This window comes from Peribacillus suis, from assembly GCF_059384845.1.
Map to the genome: position 1 here is coordinate 313940 of NZ_CM182019.1, position 18167 is coordinate 332106.

Here is an 18167-nt window from a genome sequence, read left to right on the forward strand (position 1 = left end):
TCATCTTACTCTTCTAATTCGGCCCATTCTTCCAGATACTGATCTAATGTTTCTTGTGCCTTGTCCAGTTTCGTCTGTATGTCCATCACTTTTTCATGGTCTTGGAAAACCGCTGGGTCACATAGAAGCTCATTATACTCGGTAATTTCTGTTTCCAGCAATTCCATCGCCGATTCAATCTCTTCGATTCGACGTTTGCGTTGCCGTTCTGCTTTTTTCGTTTCTTTATCCAGTTTATAATTTGTTTTTTCGACCTTTATTTCTACTGTATTTGCCTTACCCTGTTGTTCAAGGGCTTCAATTTCAGCTTGCTCTTGTTTTTTCTCAACATAGTAATCATAATCCCCAAGGAATTCTTCATTGCCGTCCTTGGATAGCTCTATGATTTTTGTAGCGATTCGATTAATGAAGTAACGGTCATGCGAGACAACAAGAATGGTTCCAGGATAATCGATCAAAGCATTTTCAAGGACTAACTTGCTCTCCAGGTCCAAATGGTTAGTCGGTTCATCCAGAATCAAAAAGTTTCCCTTTTCCATCATCATTTTCGCTAAAGCAAGGCGAGCCTTTTCCCCACCGCTCAAAGTTGAAACGGTTTTCAACACATCGTCCCCGCTAAAAAGGAAATTGCCTAGCACTGTCCGGATATCTTTCTCCGGTTTAGTCGGGTAATCATCCCATAGTTCATTCAGGACGCGTTTATTAGAAATGAGATTGGCTTGTTCTTGATCGTAATAACTGACTTCGACATTGGTTCCAAAGCGAAATTCCCCGGAAATCGGAGGGAGCTTTGAAATGACGGTTTTCAATAATGTAGATTTACCGACACCATTCGGTCCGACGAGGGCAATGCTTTCGCCTTTTGTCATCCGGGAGTTAATGTTTTGAGACACTGCTTCCCCCGCATAGCCGATGGCCAAGTTTTGAAGATGAAGCACTTCATTGCCACTTTGTTTTTCTATTTGAAAGGAAAAATTGGCGGATTTCTCATCACCCTGAGGCTTGTCCAATACGTCCATCTTTTCCAGCTGTTTACGACGGCTTTGGGCTCTTTTGGTCGTCGATGCCCTCGTTATATTACGTTGGACAAAATCTCGCAGTTTTTCTATTTCCCCTTGCTGTTTCTCGAATTGTTTCATTTCACGTTCATAGTCTTCTGCTCTTCTTTCTAAGTAGGAGCTGTAATTTCCATAGTACTTTTTCATGTTATTCCTTGAAATTTCATAGACCTGATTGACAACTTTATCAAGAAAATAGCGATCATGGGACACAATAAGTACTGCACCCTGATAGCTTTGCAAATATTGTTCAAGCCAAGAGAGTGTCTCGATATCCAGATGGTTTGTAGGCTCATCCAGTATTAAAATATCAGGTTTCTTTAAAAGTAATTTCCCCAAGGCAAGGCGTGTCTTTTGACCACCGCTCAATGTGGAAATTAAAGTGGAATGATCAAAATCTCCAAATTGGAGACCATGTAAGACAGAGCGGATATCAGCTTCATATTGATACCCGCCCTGTTCTTTGAATGTTACCTGGAGGGCATCATATTCACTTAACACCTTTTGGTAACGTATTTCATTTTCAAATGTTGCGGGATCGGCCATGGCAGCCTCGAGTCGCCGTAGTTCTTTTTCTTGTCCAATCAGTTTTTCGAATACAGTCAGCATTTCGTCCCAAATGGATAGTTCGGATTCCAATCCAGTATCCTGGGCCATATAACCGATTGTAATGTCTTTTGGCTTGATGATTTCGCCACCATCATGAGAAATTTGACCGGCTATAATTTTTAGCAAGGTCGACTTTCCTGCTCCATTTCGACCGACTAGGGCAATCCGGTCTTTATTTTGAACTTCAAGCTTCATATTTGATAAGATTAGCTCAGCACCATAATATTTAGATAGTTGATTGATTTGTAATAGAATCATGGATTTCACCTCAATTGATTATTGTTAGTGTAACGTATTATAGTATTTAACGGCAACAGCTTTGGTTTTAAAGGTGAAAAACAAGCTGTTACATAATGTAGGATAATAGTGTATGATTTAGGAGGGGTAATTTTATGAGCGATTTAACGCATTTTAATGAACAAGGCAGAGCCAAAATGGTTGATGTGAGCACGAAGCCGGAGACAATCCGGACGGCAACAGCTCAATCCAGCATCTTATTGAACGAAGAAATATATGAAAAAATCACGAATCAACAAATGAAAAAAGGTGATGTATTGGCGGTAGCACAGGTTGCAGGCATCATGGCCAGCAAAAATACATCCAATATCATTCCGATGTGTCACCCCATTTCCTTACAAGGGGTCAATATTGCTTTTGAGTGGGAAAAAGAAGAAAAAGGATACCGGCTTAAAATTGAAACACAGGTGAAAACGAAGGGTAGTACAGGTGTTGAAATGGAAGCGTTAACAGCAGCATCTGCAACCGCATTAACGGTTTACGACATGTGTAAGGCACTGGATAAAGGAATGATTATCGGGCCTACATTTTTAGTGGAGAAAACAGGTGGCGTGTCCAGCAGTGATTACAAAAGGCAGCTAAATCAAATGTAATCGTTTTAAAAGCATGTATAAAGGCGGGGAAGAACAATGAACCATGACCCAAAGATACCGCAAGCAACGGCTAAAAGGTTGCCCTTGTATTATCGATTTTTAAAAAACTTACATTCCTCAGGTAAACAAAGAGTTTCCTCAGCTGAGCTGAGTGAAGCTGTAAAGGTAGATTCAGCAACGATCCGCCGCGATTTTTCCTACTTTGGAGCACTTGGAAAGAAGGGCTACGGCTATAATGTCAATTATTTATTGTCTTTCTTCAGAAAAACATTGGATCAAGATGAACTGACAAAAGTAGCCTTAATTGGAGTGGGGAATTTAGGGACTGCCTTTTTAAATTACAATTTCATGAAAAACAATAATACAAAAATTGAAATGGCATTTGAAGTTTCTGAAGACAAGGTCGGAAAGACCATCGCTGATGTGCCGATCTATCATATGAACGAAATAGACACACTTTTGCAGGAAAACAATATTACGGTAGCGATTTTGACGGTCCCTGCCCAAGAGGCCCAGACGATAACCGATCGTTTGGTTCAGGCCGATATAAAAGGGATACTGAATTTCACTCCAGCCAGGCTGACTGTACCCCCATCCATAAGGGTTCATCATATTGATCTGGCGGTTGAGCTTCAATCGCTGATTTACTTTTTAAAGCACTATCCTGTAGTAGAAGAAGCTGTTCTAGAAGAATAAAAACACGCTGCGATTATGCAGCGTGTTTTTTATTTCTTGTTATTCTTTTGTATGGACTTAATTTTAAAGTGGATGAGAATCATACGGATCCCAGATCCCAAGTCAAGAGTCGCAATCAATACAAGGATATAGGCGAAAAATCCCCATCCGGAAGAATTGACTGTCTGGACGGCAATCGTTGTAAAGAGAATGCCCAAGCCTGCGTATACGATTCCGATGAATAAAGGTGACTGACGTTTCATAATAAACCTCCGATAAAGGCTTGTGCAGTATCTGACAATTTCTCGATATCTTCTCTATATACCACCTGAATAATGACAACAAGGGTATTCATAGCGACATGTGCGGCTATGGATACGAGAATACGGCCCGTTTTGGCATATAGGAAGGCAAAAGTGAAGCCCATTGCTGCATATAAAAGAAGATGTTCGAGTTCACCGTGTGCCAAGCCGAAAATAACCGAGCTGAGTAAAGCCGAAATGAAGAAATTAAAGCGTTTATAAAGCGATCCGAAAATAATTTTCCTGAAAATGATTTCTTCCAAAATAGGACCAATCACAGAGGTAACAAATATGACCATCGGAACTTTATAAATGAGTGAAACCAGATTTTGAGTATTTTCAGATTCAGTCTCCACCCCAAGCATCTGTTCGATGTTCCCAGCAATATTTTGAGCGAAAAAGGCTAGGAAGACACCCGCTATTGCCCATAGGAAGGACACGGGAACCGAAGTCTGTGTAAGCTCAGTATTTTCCTTCATATCTTTTCGCAACAAGAATAGAATCACTATTAGTGCTGCAAGAAAACTGAAGACGATCCAGTAAGCGGCCGATTTAACTTCGAGCTCATCACTTGGTATGCCCAGTGCAGACCCGATCACCGTGAAAATCGGCATTCCGACAATACCCGATAATTGCATGGCAATGTAAGTAATGATGACGAACCAATATTCTTTTTTCAAAAATGAAAACTCCTTTAATTAAGTCCGCCATTTTTTTAGAGTCCTGACATGGGGACAATCTATAAACGTATATAAAAAGGGTATCAAAAAACAGCCCATAACACCACTTATAGGTATATAAAAAGAGAACATTTCCAAAAAACATTTTAGGAATCATTATCCTAGAGTAGTATACCCGAAATTTATCAGAAATTAATAAAAAAAATTCAACAAGATACTTGCAAAAAGGGCTCGATTTATTTAATATTATAAATGTGTTAGCACTCGGTGTTGATGAGTGCTAATAAATCAGGCAATTGATTTAAGAGAAAATGAGGAGGTTGTTTCACTTGTTAAAACCATTAGGTGATCGCGTTATTATTGAATTAGTTCAATCTGAAGAAAAAACGGCAAGCGGTATTGTTCTTCCTGATACTGCAAAAGAAAAGCCACAAGAAGGTAAAGTCGTAGCGGTTGGTACAGGCCGTGTCCTTGAAAATGGCGAACGTGTTGCTTTAGAGGTTGCCCAAGGCGATCTAATTATCTTCTCAAAATATGCTGGTACTGAAGTTAAATACGAAAATAATGAATACTTAATCTTACGTGAAAGCGATATCTTAGCTATCATTGGCTAATTATACATCATACTTAACTGAACGAAAATTTTTCTTAAAATGATTAGGGAGGTACTTATACATGGCTAAAGAAATTAAATTTAGTGAAGAAGCTCGCCGTTCAATGCTTCGTGGCGTTGACGCTCTTGCAGATGCAGTAAAAGTAACGCTTGGACCAAAAGGACGTAACGTGGTTCTGGAGAAAAAATTCGGTTCACCGCTTATTACCAATGACGGTGTAACAATCGCTAAAGAAATCGAATTAGAAGATGCTTTCGAAAACATGGGTGCGAAATTGGTTGCTGAAGTAGCAAGCAAAACAAATGACGTAGCTGGTGACGGAACGACTACTGCAACGGTTCTTGCGCAAGCAATGATCCGTGAAGGTCTTAAGAACGTAACAGCTGGTGCTAACCCAATGGGTATCCGTAAAGGGATGGAAAAAGCGGTTAATACTGCTATTGCAGAATTAAAAGCCATTTCTCAACCTGTTGAAAACAAAGAATCGATTGCACAAGTTGCCGCTATCTCTTCAGCCGATGAAGAAGTAGGACAATTGATTGCAGAAGCTATGGAACGTGTAGGTAACGACGGCGTTATCACAATCGAAGAATCTAAAGGTTTCACAACTGAATTGGACGTTGTAGAAGGTATGCAATTCGATCGCGGATATGCGTCTCCTTACATGGTTACTGATTCAGATAAAATGGAAGCGATTCTTGAAAATCCATACATCTTAATTACCGATAAAAAAATTACGAACCTTCAAGAAATCCTTCCTGTACTTGAGCAAGTTGTACAACAAGGAAAACCACTATTGTTGATTTCTGAAGACGTGGAAGGCGAAGCACTTGCAACTCTTGTTGTGAACAAACTTCGTGGAACATTCAATGCAGTGGCAGTTAAAGCTCCTGGATTCGGTGACCGTCGTAAAGCTATGCTTGAAGACATCGCAGCTCTAACAGGCGGCGAATTGATCACGGAAGAAATCGGCCTTGACCTTAAATCTGCAACAATCGATTCTTTAGGACGCGCTTCTAAAGTCGTTGTTACAAAAGAGAACACAACAATCGTTGAAGGTGCTGGAGACACAGCTCAAATTCAAGCTCGTGTAAACCAAATCCGTGTTCAATTAGAAGAAACAACTTCTGAATTCGACCGCGAAAAACTACAAGAACGCCTTGCTAAATTAGCTGGTGGTGTAGCCGTAATCAAAGTCGGAGCAGCTACTGAAACAGAACTTAAAGAACGTAAACTTCGTATTGAAGATGCATTGAACTCTACTCGTGCTGCTGTTGAAGAAGGTATCGTAGCCGGTGGTGGTACAGCTCTTCTTAACGTATACAATAAAGTTGCAGAAATCGAAGCGGAAGGCGACGTAGCAACAGGCGTGAAAATCGTTCTTCGTGCAATCGAAGAGCCAATTCGCCAAATCGCTCACAACGCTGGACTTGAAGGATCTGTAATCGTTGAGCGCCTTAAAGGCGAATCAATTGGTACTGGCTTCAATGCCGCTACTGGAGAATGGGTGAACATGATCGAAGCTGGTATCGTCGATCCTACTAAAGTAACTCGTTCAGCTCTACAAAACGCTGGATCCGTGGCTGCTATGTTCTTAACAACAGAAGCAGTTGTTGCTGACAAACCAGAACCTGCTGGCGCTGCTGGCGGCGGAATGGGAATGCCTGATATGGGCGGAATGGGCGGCATGATGTAATAACTCATTTTTGAGAACTGGTTAACCCCATTTTTCGTCCAAAATGAGAAGCAGTTTTGCTAACTATTAATAAGTAAAATATAGACTACTTCCTCTAAAAAGGGGAGGTAGTCTTTTTTGTTGTTAAAATTTGCGTACCAAGATTTCTTAGAAGATAGGCAATTCAAAAATACTACAGAAGCAAATATTAAAAATTACAAAATGTTGCTAGGACAATTTATAGATTATTGTATTAAACAAGAAGTGGTGAATTTAGAGGGTCTTACACCTATGCAGGTGAAATCGTATTTAATGATGTGTCAGGATAAAGGGAATAAAGCAGGAACGCTTAATACGAAACTCCTTAGGAGGGACTATAGCATAATTACTTGGAACAGGAATTAGAAGAGGAGAACTTGTTGGTCTGATGTGGATTTTACCAAAGAGTATAAAACCTCTTGAACAAATTTATTATTCGGCGGGCACATATTTGCGGTATGTCGTTAAAGGACTTGTTCGCCACTATTTATTATATTAACAAAGAGCTACCATTGTACTCTAGCGTTAGGGCTTATTAGTAGTTAGAGGCTCAAGTGAAATTAGTAACAATGGGCATGTTCTAAGCAATCACTTATTGAAAAAAAGTAGAAATTTAATGGTATCGTGAACCTGGATGACGAATTTCAGGGCCAAGGTGCGGCTGCCATTAAAGGTTTTTATAAAGCGCAAGTGGATGTAGTAAATGCATGGATGGGTTTGATTGACCGTCACATCGCATTTTTTAGTGGCATTCCAGGAGATATTATTGAGGCAGACCTCAATGAAAGTATTGTTACAGTCCCTTTTTTAGAAGAAGAGTTAGTTACGGCTAGTCATAATGCTAAGGAAATGGTCCGCGCTCAGAAAACGGACTTGAAGAAAATCTTGGAAGGGATTCATGATATCATTCAATTAGAGCCCTTTTCCGATGAAGGTTTTTTAGAAAATATGGAGAAGGCGGAAAAGAAAAGGACCAAAACGATCAATAAGGTTCATAAACTAGACCATAAATGGACGACAGAATATGCTGAATCCGAAGAGGATCTGGATTCGATAGTTGCTCTCATGCAACAGTTGAAGGAATCTAGTACAAGGGGTGGGGAGACATCTCCTTTATATTTTAATTCGACCTCTTATAAAAATAGCGGAGCTTTTAAAAATGTAGAAGTAAGAAAAAAAGAGAATGAAGAATATCTGAAAGTGAAGAAAGAGGAAGCAGAAAAACGACTGATGAAAGACTTGAAAGCACAGCTTGATTCCGTTACAGATCCAGATGAGTTTTTCAAAATAGCTAATAAGATTGGGTATGAAAACTTAGAGCCTAGTCATCAGCAATATGCTTTACAATTAGAGATAAATAGACAAACGACAGAGATTGCAAAAGGAGTGGGAGAAGGCCTTTATGATGCAGGAAAAGACTTTGTAGTCGGAACATGGGATTTTGTCACGAATCCTGGAGAGAGTCTTAAAGGTACGGCTAATTCTATCGTCCACCCTGTTCAAACCTATAAGTATATTTCTAAATCTATCAAGGACTCCTACGAACGAGACATGGTAAATGGTAATGCCAATTCTCGGGCTCAATGGGTATCCTATGCACTAGGAACAACCGCGACTTCAATAGTAGGAACTAAAGGCGCAGGCGCCGTCACTAAAACCGGGGTAGCAACCACCAAAACGGCTGCAGTGAAAGGAACTGTGAAGGCGAAAGAATTATCTAGTTCTATTGCTAATCTTTTGCCTTACAATCCTAGAAACCAACTAGAATTGGCTGGAGGCGTCCCTTATAATACGGTTAATAGTAATGGGTTAAAAGAACAGCTAATTTCAATAGCGAGAGTAGAATCTGAAATTAATGGTAAGGGTACGGGTAAATATCAAGTTGTAGCATATAAGGATATTAAAGGAGTAGAAGGACTAGATGCCCATCATGCAGGCCAGAAGGCAGTAATGAAGAAATTAGTGGATAATTACGATCCATATACTGCTCCCGCAATAAATGTTCCAAAGGTCGGTCATACAATAAAAGGCCCTAATGGTATAATTTCGAGAAGTACCAAAGGAATAGAGAATCCTAGACAGCTATTGGCAAGGGATATTATCGAACTAAGAAGAGTCTATGATGATATACCAAATGCTAAATTAAAGAGTCTTATTGAATTAAACAAAAAAATGTATCCAGAAATGAGGAAATTAAATGAATGAGATTTTTGTCAAATCACTTTATGATTCAATAGTTAAAGAGAATCTTAAACTATACAAGAACTTGTATGAAACAACAAATGTTACTCCTAAAACAGATGAGTATTGGAAAAAAGCTATTAGTTTTTACGATAGTTTAACAGACGAAAATAAAGATATATTAATTAAGATAATTGAACAAACCATGATTAATACTATTTCAAACATGCTAGGAGTAATTGATGGAGGTTCAACTTTAAAAGATTGTTCGTTCGAACCTAAATTACTGCTTGATTCTATTGATACAGAAGGAGAACTACAAGATTCCTTTTTAGAATTCATAGAAGAAAGAGATAGCAACAGCTAATTGAACTTTTTATTACAGTGTTTTGTAGAACACAATTGTGATATTTTTGTTTCTATGAATCCTATTACCTTGATTGGCTAAATGCCTTTCAAGGTTTTTTACTTTTCATGAGTTCAGCGAACTCGTGGGAGGCCTCTTTTTTTCATTTGTTTAGTTACGTACAGATAAATGTAAAAGATTATCATTGACTAACATTATATGCGTTGTTAGAATGCATAAAAAGGTTTACGCATAAAAGCAATATAACATTAAAATTAACTCGTATAATCTTGGAAATATGGTCCAAGAGTTTCTACAAACTAACCACTTTAATTAGTTCGGCTACGGGAATATATAAGTACAGAATGTGTAGGTAAACAGCTATATTTTGTTTATCTCCGTTCTTCCTTGCTTATTTTTCCTTTCAAACAAAATGAGGAGGAATAAGATGAAGACCCCACAACAGATTAAATCTCAAATACTAGCAGCAAGGAATGTCATTTTACCGGAGCTAGTTATTAAAAATGTTCAAATAGTAAATGTATTTACGGATGAAATGGAGCGTGCGGACGTTGCCATTCATAATGGTAAGTTCGTAGGTATCGGCCAGTATCATGGTAAAAAAGAAATCGATGGCACTCCATATACAATGGTTCCAGGTTTAATTGATTCACACGTTCACATCGAATCTAGTATGCTTTCTCCTTCCCAATTTCAAAAAGCTGTTTTACCGCGAGGAATTACAACCATTATCACAGATCCTCATGAAATCGCAAATGTCCAAGGGTTAAAAGGAATAGAATGGATGTTGAAGGACAGTGAAAACTGTCTATTGAATTATCGCTATCAACTGCCTTCCTGTGTCCCGGCAACTTCCTTTGAGGACAATGGAGCGACTCTTGTGGCTTCGGATCTTGCGCCTCTTTATCATCATAAGCTTGTGCTTGGCTTGGCGGAAGTGATGGATTTCCCTGCAGTATTATCAGGCCAGGAAGATATACTTGCCAAGCTGTCAGATGCAATGATCAACAATGCTCCGATTGACGGACATGGTGCCAGTTTAAGCGGAAAAGATATTAATGCATATTTGACAGCGGGTATTACAACGGATCATGAATGTGTAAAACCAGAGGAAATGGTGGAACGTGTCAGAAGAGGTATGTATGTGATGCTTCGCGAAGGCTCTGCTGCCCGCAATCTTCATGATTTGTTAGCCGGCTATAGGAAAGAGCTTTCGCATCGTTTAATGTTTTGTACAGACGATAAGCATATCGATAATCTAATGGAAGAGGGAAGCATCGATTATCATGTGCGTGAATGCTTGAAGGCTGGAATCGATATCTATTCTATTATGAGAATGGCTTCTCTTAATGCTGCCCAATGCTATCATTTAAAAGGGAAAGGTGCCATTGCGCCTGGCTATGATGCTGATTTTATTTTATTGAATGGAATAGAAGAATTTGATATACATTCTGTTTGGCTAAACGGCATCCGTTACGAAGAAGAAAAAGAGCAAGCGAAAGAAGAGTCTTTTGAAAATACCGTTATATTGAGAAACTACTCTAAAGAACTTTTACGTCTGCCTTTGACTTCTGAGATAGCTAGGGTTATTGAAATCATTCCTAATTCGATCGTGACGAAAAAAGCGCAATACAAGGTACCGGTTGACAATGGCCTGTTTGTGCCAAGTGAAGAAGAGGATTTCGTGAAAATGGCTGTGGTCGAAAGACATAAAGGTACAGGAAGTGTAGGGGTTGGCATTGTAAAGGGCTTCCGTCTGCAAAAAGGAGCGATTGCTACAACAATTGCTCATGATTCGCATAATATTATCTGCATCGGAAAGAATGATGAAGATATGGATCTTGCCATCAGGGAGCTTGAGAAGATAGGCGGAGGTATCTCTATTGCTTGTGCTGGAAGGACCATCGCTTCATTATCATTGCCTGTGGCAGGATTGATGACAACCAACTCACCTGAAGAATTGAATAATCAATACAGCCAATTGCTGATTGCACTGTCATCACTTGGCATTACGGATGAATTCTCTCCTTTACTGACATTATCCTTTTTGGCCTTGCCAGTTATTCCTTCGTTAAAGCTTACTAATCAAGGATTGTTTGATGTTGATTTATTTACGTTTGTGGATGTAAGTGTATAAGTTAACCAGTGGGGCCTCTCAAAAGTCTTCAATTATTTTTGAGAGGCCCTTCTCGCTTGTTTGTGCTGAAACGTATGAATCCTCCTAGTATATTCGTTCAAAATATCCTTCGAGTGCGGCATGATGTAATCACGTCTTAGGACCCTTGATATGACTGGGTTTTGGAGTAAGATTAGAGTGGAATGCTAACATTTTGGTAACATTGAGGATTAAGAGGCTTCTCATAAATTAACTGAACTTATGGGAAGCTTCTTTTTTTGTTTCTTTCGATTGTAAGGCAAACGGGTAGAAAAGAACCCTTTAATAAATTGCAACTAAAATAGATAAGAATCCATTTTGATCAATCTTTACACAAAATGGATTCTTTTTTATTTATCGTAAAATACCGGTTTGTGATGTATTCTTTATTAAAATTCCAAAAGGTACACTTGTTATTTTCTAAAAAGGTAATAATTGTAACGATTATAGTGTATAGTACATAGTATAAACCATATAGTGTATGTCATATAGTATATAAAATTGAGGTGAGTGAATGAGTAATTTACTGAATACATTAACGACAGAGCTTAGGAGAGGAGCTTTGACATTAGCCGTGTTAAGTCAACTGCGAACACCCCAGTATGGATATTCACTTGTTCAGTTGTTGGAGGAATCGGGAATTTCCATTGATCAGAGTACCTTATATCCATTGCTTCGCCGTTTAGAAAAACAGGAGTTGGTAACCAGCAGCTGGGATAAATCTGAGAGCAGACCCCGTAAGTATTATGTTTTAAGTGAATACGGTCTGGAAATCTATTTGAAGTTAAAGAAAGAATGGATTAAAAACTCGAAAGAACTTTATGGTTTATTAAAAGGGGATGAGGAAGATGAATTTAATTGAGGTTTATATTCATGAAGTCACTCGCAGGGTGCCTGAAAAAGGTCGTGCGGATATTGCCCTCGAGCTACGTTCAACCATTGAGGATATGCTACCTGATAATTACAGCGAGAAAGATATTAAGGAGGTGCTGGGAAAATTAGGGAATCCAGCGACATTAGCGAGTGGTTATCGAGATCAGCCAATGCATCTAATAGGTCCACGATATTTTGATGTATATGTCTCGTTATTAAAAATGATTGTACCAATTGCTGCTGTAATCTCATTAATTGCTATGATTGCCGAATATTTTATTGGTTATAGTGGAGATGAAGCTATTCTAAATGTTGTTCTCAACATTATGGGTGTAGGAATAGGGAGTATCATCGAAGTGGGGATACAGGTCTTTTTCTGGTTAACACTCATTTTCGCCATTATCGAAAGAACAGATAAAGGAAAAGATCAGCAACCATTAACAGCAAGTCTTAAAAAATGGACACCGGATGATTTGAAAAACGTCTCTTTTATTCCTAAGGAAAAAGCTATTAAAAAGTTCGAAGTATTTGGAAGTTTAATGTGGACAGCGATTTGGGCAACCCTTTATTTTTATGCAAATCAACTTGTAGGTGTATATGAATCCGGCGGTGCTGGGCTTGAATTCGTGATTCCGGCATTAAATCAGGATATTTTACTTCGTTATTGGCCATTCGTCCTTGTTATCATTGCACTAGAAATTAGTTTAGCTCTCTATAAATTAATCAAAGGGCAATGGACGAAAAAGATGGTAATCTTTAATACTGTTCTTGAACTTAGCGGAACCGTTGTATGTATTGTCATAGTAAGCAATCCGAATTTAATGAACCAAGAATTTATTTCGTATATGAGTACTTTATTTAACACAACGGCTAATCAATTCGAAACATGGATAGTTGGCGGCTTAATAAGTATATATATTATATCTTCGGCAATAAATGTATTCAGTGGGTATCGCAAGGCTAGAATTCGTTAATTCGTATGTGCTTATTGAAGAGTAGAAGTAGATGCTAATGTTTAATAAAGTAGTATACTGAGGGTTTAATATTCTTCTATCTTCCACAATACCCAGCTAATTAATTTATTCAAGAAAAGGGATTGATTATGGGAGGACTAAGAAATATTATAAGTCATCATATACAAGGTGTAACCCAAAATCCATTTAGCAAGTTGGGATTAAAAGTTTTATATTATAGTAGAAGGTCGCCTATCAGTTTACTGAATTGAAGGGAGGCCTTTTTTTCTATATTGTTGTTGAATAGTAATCAAATTCCATCCTGTATGGAGCGGAGTTGTTGAAAATTAAATTCCTAATTATGCCGATAATTTCTTATTTCTAGGCTTTACGATTAAAGTCTCTTTAATGAATAAAAAGGGGAAAAATGATCTGAGTAGCTTTGATTTCTGTGATAAAGGATATAGGTGGTATTAAAATTAGCAGGCCTTTTTAGGTGTTTATTATAGTTTAAAAGGAAAAAGAAGGGAGGACTAGAATATATTCAATAATAAATATTTTTCAGAATAGGAGAATGGATGTGAAAAAGAAATTTTTAAAGGTTTTAAGTTCAACAGTAGTAGCTGCAGCATTACTTGGCCCGAATGTCGGCTTCGCTGAACGAGGACCAAATCCGACCGGTGGAACGAATCTTTCTATCGAAGCATTCCTTAATTATGATGAGCTTGTAAAAAAGTTAAATAAGCTTGAGCAAGTGAGTAAGGGGAAAGTGAAAGTGGAAGTGGCTGGACAAACAAATCAAGGTCGTTCCATTCACAAAGTGACGGTAGGGCATGGTAAAAAAGTTGTTCTTATCCAAAGTGAAATTCATGGAAATGAAAAAACAGGAACGGTTGCGTTATTAAACATTCTTGAAAACCTAGGTAAAAGTAATTCACCTGATGTGAAAAAAATGCTTGATGAACTAACAATCGTTGCTATACCAATGATGAACGTAGATGGATCAGAGCTTGATCGTCGTGGAAATGAGATGACATGGTCAGAGGTGGTAGGGAAATTCCCACAACTCTCGAATGCTAAACCAACTTGGAATTATTACACGACTCCAAGATCCGGAGACGACTATGCTAGCAAACCGGGATTTGATGTGAATCGTGACTTTAATCCAAACTTAAACTATGTGCCACAGCCTCAAGACTTCCCAGGGGCATCTGAAAAGCCAGGCTGGTTCATTACACCTGAATCACAAACGGTACGTGACATATATAAAGGGTTACAATCGAAATTCGGTAAAGTGGATGTTTTTATCGATCTTCATCACCAAGGGTTCCCGTATATCGAAGGAACGGATGACCGCGTGACGATGTCTATATCGGGAAAATTCGTCAACGATCCTAGCACACCTGCAGGGGCTAAGTATAAAGAGTATGCAGATAACTTTAAATATGATTTCTCCCGTCAGTTAACTCTTACTGCCTATAATGCATTACAAACAAAAGGAAATTCTGTGTTTACGAATATTTCACTGTACGATCAAACCGTTGATCTGCCAGGTACTGCTTTAGGAGCGTTTGCGTTAAATGGAAGTGGTACGGTTCTATTTGAAGTGAGTGGACAAACACAAAACTTTGGGCAAAAACAGAAAGGTCAGTTAGTGAAAACGGTTGAAACAGGCCTTATGGGAATAATCTCTGGTGTGACAGATGGATCGGTTCATACTCTTAATCCAACAGACTATGAAAAAATCCCTAAAAGTTCGTCTAAACCGGGAATCTAATTATATGGAAGACGGCCCTATCGTTCAGGAACAAGTAGTTCCGTCATAAGCAATCCGTTTAAGAAGTGAGAGGCAGAAATGTTGTTATAACGACATTTCTGCCTCTTTATTTTTTCTTCGGTCCAGTTTAGACACCATATTTACTCTAGAGCCAGCGTTTAGCCGACCCTGACTGAATGGAAGAAGTCATTCTACCTTGAATAAAATAAGCCCCCATTTTGCAAAATAAAAATATGCATACATATAGGAGGGGACAATCATGAGGGTATGTACTCGAACAGCCACTATAGGTTTTCTTACACTGATACTCTGCATGTTTAGTATTCAGGCACATGCAGAGGTAGGTTTAGAGGAAAAAGCGTATTATGATAATTATCAACGGATCCTGCAAGTCATGAAAAAAGGAATGGAGGAAGCACCTAAGACAGGTGACCCTAGTCTTGATTTTTTATATGAAATGATTCCCCATCACGAAGCGGCGATATCGATGGCTGAAAATGTCTTGAAATATGGCCATGATGAACAGGTCAAGCTGATAGCTTCAAAAATTATAAGAGACCAGCTTGCCGGTATAGGAAAGATGGAAGCTCTTAGAAATAAAATGAAAATGAATCCGCAAGTAAACCAGAAGGCAGAAGCATCCTACTTAAAAGCTTATCAAACAATCTATAAAACGATGATTGCCTCAATGGAAGATGCCAAACCAACGGGTAATATCGATCAAGATTTCCTGGAGGAAATGATTCCGCATCATGAAGGTGCCATCAAAATGTCCCAAAATATCTTGAAATATACGCAAAATGCCGAACTCAAAACCCTTCTCCAAAACATTATCACGACTCAACAAAAACAACTTTTAGTAATGAAAGATCTATTAAAGACGATTCACTAAAAGTACAAGAAGCTGACCTTTTTTGGTCAGCTTCTCTTTATGCTTCATCACCGGTCCATATGGTAAATGGAAGGGGATAAGATGAAATTGGAAAACATTTTTGTATGTTTTTAAAACTTAAAGAACTAATAGATAAGGAGATTCGATATATTTAATTAAAATCGTTAAGAATTCTGCGGCGCTTGCACCGTCTAGAATTTGATGGTCAAAGGTTATACTGAATGGAATTTTCTTAACCGATTTGACTGTGCCATTTTCTGTTAGGGTCAGTTCATCCTGAAAAGCTCCTACCCCTAGAATGCCTGTTTCTGGCGAATTCAAAATTGGTGTAAAGTATTCGATTCCACTGGCTCCTAAGTTGGTAATGGTGAATGTAGAGCCGGAAAGCAAGTCTCCGCCCGCTTCTCCATTTTTAGCTTTCTCCGATAAATCCTTTATTTCTTTCGCTAGGCTGCCGATTGTTTTTTGATGGGCATCCTTAATAACAGGGACTAACAAGCCATCTTTTAGCGAAGTGGCGATTCCAAGGTGAACCTCATCGAACTCTGTCAATTGACCATCATGATAGAGAGAGTTCATTTTCTTCAACTCTTGTAAAGCAAGTACGGTTGCTCTTGCAATTAACACGGTTAAAGTGAGTTTGACATCTAATTCACTTGACTCAATTTCTTTCCTCAACACTTTCTGGAAATCGATTAAGTGATCTGCATTGGCTTTACGATGTAAAGTCAATTGTGCCGTCTGTGCCAAACTTCTCCGCATATTCCGAGCAATTGCTTTTCGCATTGGAGGAAGTCCTTCTCCTACATTTTCCGCAATTGCCGGTGTAGGTGAAGGTGGGGCAGGGGGAGTATCGTCCACTCTGCTTGCTAATGCATGCTGAATATCCCGTTTGGTAATTCTACCATTGCCACCGGTACCTTTAATTAAATCAATATCCAAATCTTCAGCCTTGGCCATCTTTTTAGCTAGTGGAGTAATGAAAGTCCGGTCACCTTTACTTTTCTTTTCTTTGGTATTCGCTATATCGGCTGTATTCCCACTAGCCTCCGAACTTTCAGGGATAGCAGGGGAATCCGATTGAACGGCCTGTAAATCATTCGTTACAATTGTTTCTCCCTCGTCTCCGATCACGGCGATCGTGGCACCGACTTCCAGTTCATCTTCTACTTCACCATTCTTTGTTAACAAAACGCCCGTTATCGGGGCTTCAACGTCTTGGTTTAATTTTTCCGAACTGATCATTAAAATGGGTTCGCCTTTATTAACGGAGTCTCCCACTTCTTTATACCATTCCACAATTGTACCTTCTGTCATGGTCATTCCTAATTTAGGCATTACGATTGCTTCACTCATAGTAGGTTCACCTCCTAGTTCGTTACGTATTTTTTCAAATCAGCTATTAATTCTTCGGCAACTGTTAACACTTTTTTTGCATCTGGAATGTAGGCTTTCTCTAGGTTAGAAGCAAATGGAACTGGTGTATTTGGTGCACAAACGGTTTTGATTGGGCCATCAAGATAATCGAAAGCTTTATCTGCAACTACCGAGGCAATATCCGTAGCCGTGTTGTTATGTGGATTGGATTCATCAATGACAATGAGCCGTCCCGTTTTTTTGACAGACTTCAAAACGGTCTCCTGATCCCATGGTGCCACCGTTCTTAAATCAATTACTTCAACTGAGATTCTGTCTTTATTTAATGTTTCTGCAACTTCAAGAGCTACCTGAACCATTTTGCCGATGGCTACAATGGTAAGGTCCGTTCCTTCTCTAGTCACATTCGCTTTACCAATTTCAATCGTGTAGTATTCTTCAGGCACATCGCCTTTCATGCCATATAGCAATTTATCTTCTGAGAAAATGACTAAATTATCTTCTTCAATTGCTGCTAACATCAAACCCTTGGCATCATAGGGATTGGAAGGAACGACCACTTTAACGCCTGGAATAGAACCGAACATTCCATATAATGTTTGGGAGTGTTGAGCCGCAGCACCTGCTCCCGCGCCGTGTACGGTCCGGACAGTAAGCGGGATTTTTGCCTTTCCGCCAAACATATACCGCATCTTGGCACCCTGGTTTAGAATGGGATCCAAAGCAAACCCGATAAAGTCGTTAAACATCAATTCAGAAATAGGGCGCAAACCTGTAGCGGCAGCACCGACCGCTGCACTAAAATAACCATGTTCCGCAATAGGCGTGTCAATGATACGTCCACGGCCGAACTCTGAAACCAGTCCTTTAGATAAACCGAAAACACCGCCAAATGCATCATCATGACGACCATCATCTTGAACTAAGTGGTCTACTTTAGCACCCCCGGCAACGTCAGTACCGATTAATATAACCGTTTCATCTTTTCGCATCGCTTGTGCCATCGCTTCTGTAATAGCGGACATAAAAGTAATTTGTCTATTCGTCATT

At 39.0% G+C, this 18167-nt stretch carries 17 protein-coding genes and 1 riboswitch; of the genes, 12 read left to right on the plus strand and 5 right to left on the minus strand.

Going from position 1 to position 18167, the window contains the following annotated elements; genetic code table 11:
• Nucleotides 1-5: 5 nt before the first annotated feature.
• Complete coding sequence (locus AC503W_RS01655; RefSeq protein WP_427689042.1) at nucleotides 6-1925, minus strand: ABC-F family ATP-binding cassette domain-containing protein; 1920 nt, start codon at nucleotides 1923-1925, stop codon at nucleotides 6-8.
• A gap of 134 nt (nucleotides 1926-2059) precedes the next feature.
• On the opposite strand from AC503W_RS01655, the gene moaC reads away from it, so the two are divergent.
• Nucleotides 2060-2557 (plus strand): cyclic pyranopterin monophosphate synthase MoaC, encoded by a 498-nt coding sequence (gene moaC / locus AC503W_RS01660; RefSeq protein ID WP_427689040.1) that lies wholly within the window; start codon nucleotides 2060-2062, stop codon nucleotides 2555-2557.
• Between the two features lie 36 nt (nucleotides 2558-2593).
• Entirely contained in the window at nucleotides 2594-3253 is a 660-nt protein-coding gene (locus AC503W_RS01665) for a redox-sensing transcriptional repressor Rex (protein ID WP_402875445.1), read from the plus strand.
• A gap of 29 nt (nucleotides 3254-3282) precedes the next feature.
• Here AC503W_RS01665 and AC503W_RS01670 read toward each other — a convergent pair whose 3' ends face one another.
• Together AC503W_RS01670 and AC503W_RS01675 are read right to left on the minus strand one after the other, a co-directional pair.
• Entirely contained in the window at nucleotides 3283-3495 is a 213-nt protein-coding gene (locus AC503W_RS01670) for a YdiK family protein (RefSeq protein ID WP_402875447.1), read from the minus strand.
• Entirely contained in the window at nucleotides 3492-4214 is a 723-nt protein-coding gene (locus tag AC503W_RS01675; protein WP_402991579.1) for a CPBP family intramembrane glutamic endopeptidase, read from the minus strand. The genes AC503W_RS01670 and AC503W_RS01675 overlap by 4 nt, the downstream gene beginning before the upstream one ends.
• A 329-nt stretch (nucleotides 4215-4543) precedes the next feature.
• Here AC503W_RS01675 and groES point away from each other — a divergent pair, with 329 nt between their 5' ends.
• The 10 genes from groES to AC503W_RS01725 all read left to right on the plus strand — a co-directional run bounded on the left by groES (nucleotide 4544) and on the right by AC503W_RS01725 (nucleotide 15740).
• Nucleotides 4544-4828 (plus strand): co-chaperone GroES, encoded by a 285-nt coding sequence (gene groES / locus AC503W_RS01680; protein ID WP_402875451.1) that lies wholly within the window; start codon nucleotides 4544-4546, stop codon nucleotides 4826-4828.
• 61 nt (nucleotides 4829-4889) lie between these two features.
• Nucleotides 4890-6524 carry a chaperonin GroEL gene (gene groL, locus AC503W_RS01685; RefSeq protein ID WP_427689038.1) on the plus strand — a complete coding sequence of 545 codons (1635 nt, stop codon included), beginning with the start codon at nucleotides 4890-4892 and terminating at the stop codon, nucleotides 6522-6524.
• A gap of 117 nt (nucleotides 6525-6641) precedes the next feature.
• Nucleotides 6642-6908 carry a hypothetical protein gene (locus AC503W_RS01690; protein ID WP_494915781.1) on the plus strand — a complete coding sequence of 89 codons (267 nt, stop codon included), beginning with the start codon at nucleotides 6642-6644 and terminating at the stop codon, nucleotides 6906-6908.
• Between the two features lie 258 nt (nucleotides 6909-7166).
• On the plus strand, nucleotides 7167-8747 hold the full coding sequence (locus tag AC503W_RS01695) for a T7SS effector LXG polymorphic toxin (RefSeq protein WP_427689034.1): 1581 nt from the start codon (nucleotides 7167-7169) through the stop codon (nucleotides 8745-8747).
• Nucleotides 8740-9090, plus strand: a complete 351-nt coding sequence (locus tag AC503W_RS01700) for a transposase (RefSeq protein WP_427689032.1) — start codon at nucleotides 8740-8742, stop codon at nucleotides 9088-9090. Before AC503W_RS01695 ends, AC503W_RS01700 begins: the two co-directional genes overlap by 8 nt.
• 239 nt (nucleotides 9091-9329) lie before the next feature.
• Nucleotides 9330-9434: riboswitch (purine riboswitch) on the plus strand.
• 83 nt (nucleotides 9435-9517) lie between these two features.
• The gene (gene ade / locus AC503W_RS01705) at nucleotides 9518-11227 is read left to right on the plus strand and encodes an adenine deaminase (RefSeq protein WP_427689030.1); all 1710 of its coding nucleotides are present in this window, start codon (nucleotides 9518-9520) and stop codon (nucleotides 11225-11227) included.
• Between the two features lie 532 nt (nucleotides 11228-11759).
• Nucleotides 11760-12107: a PadR family transcriptional regulator gene (locus AC503W_RS01710; protein WP_427689028.1), complete on the plus strand. Its 348-nt coding sequence runs from the start codon at nucleotides 11760-11762 to the stop codon at nucleotides 12105-12107.
• Nucleotides 12094-13092: an HAAS signaling domain-containing protein gene (locus tag AC503W_RS01715; protein WP_427689026.1), complete on the plus strand. Its 999-nt coding sequence runs from the start codon at nucleotides 12094-12096 to the stop codon at nucleotides 13090-13092. Before AC503W_RS01710 ends, AC503W_RS01715 begins: the two co-directional genes overlap by 14 nt.
• A gap of 559 nt (nucleotides 13093-13651) precedes the next feature.
• Nucleotides 13652-14848 carry a M14 family zinc carboxypeptidase gene (locus tag AC503W_RS01720; RefSeq protein ID WP_427689024.1) on the plus strand — a complete coding sequence of 399 codons (1197 nt, stop codon included), beginning with the start codon at nucleotides 13652-13654 and terminating at the stop codon, nucleotides 14846-14848.
• A 259-nt stretch (nucleotides 14849-15107) separates the two neighbouring features.
• Nucleotides 15108-15740 carry a DUF305 domain-containing protein gene (locus AC503W_RS01725; protein WP_427689022.1) on the plus strand — a complete coding sequence of 211 codons (633 nt, stop codon included), beginning with the start codon at nucleotides 15108-15110 and terminating at the stop codon, nucleotides 15738-15740.
• 117 nt (nucleotides 15741-15857) lie between these two features.
• Here AC503W_RS01725 and AC503W_RS01730 read toward each other — a convergent pair whose 3' ends face one another.
• Both AC503W_RS01730 and AC503W_RS01735 read right to left on the minus strand, forming a co-directional pair.
• On the minus strand, nucleotides 15858-17096 hold the full coding sequence (locus AC503W_RS01730) for a dihydrolipoamide acetyltransferase family protein (RefSeq protein WP_427689020.1): 1239 nt from the start codon (nucleotides 17094-17096) through the stop codon (nucleotides 15858-15860).
• 14 nt (nucleotides 17097-17110) lie between these two features.
• Nucleotides 17111-18166: an alpha-ketoacid dehydrogenase subunit beta gene (locus tag AC503W_RS01735; RefSeq protein ID WP_402875503.1), complete on the minus strand. Its 1056-nt coding sequence runs from the start codon at nucleotides 18164-18166 to the stop codon at nucleotides 17111-17113.
• Between the last annotated feature and the right edge of the window lies 1 nt (nucleotide 18167).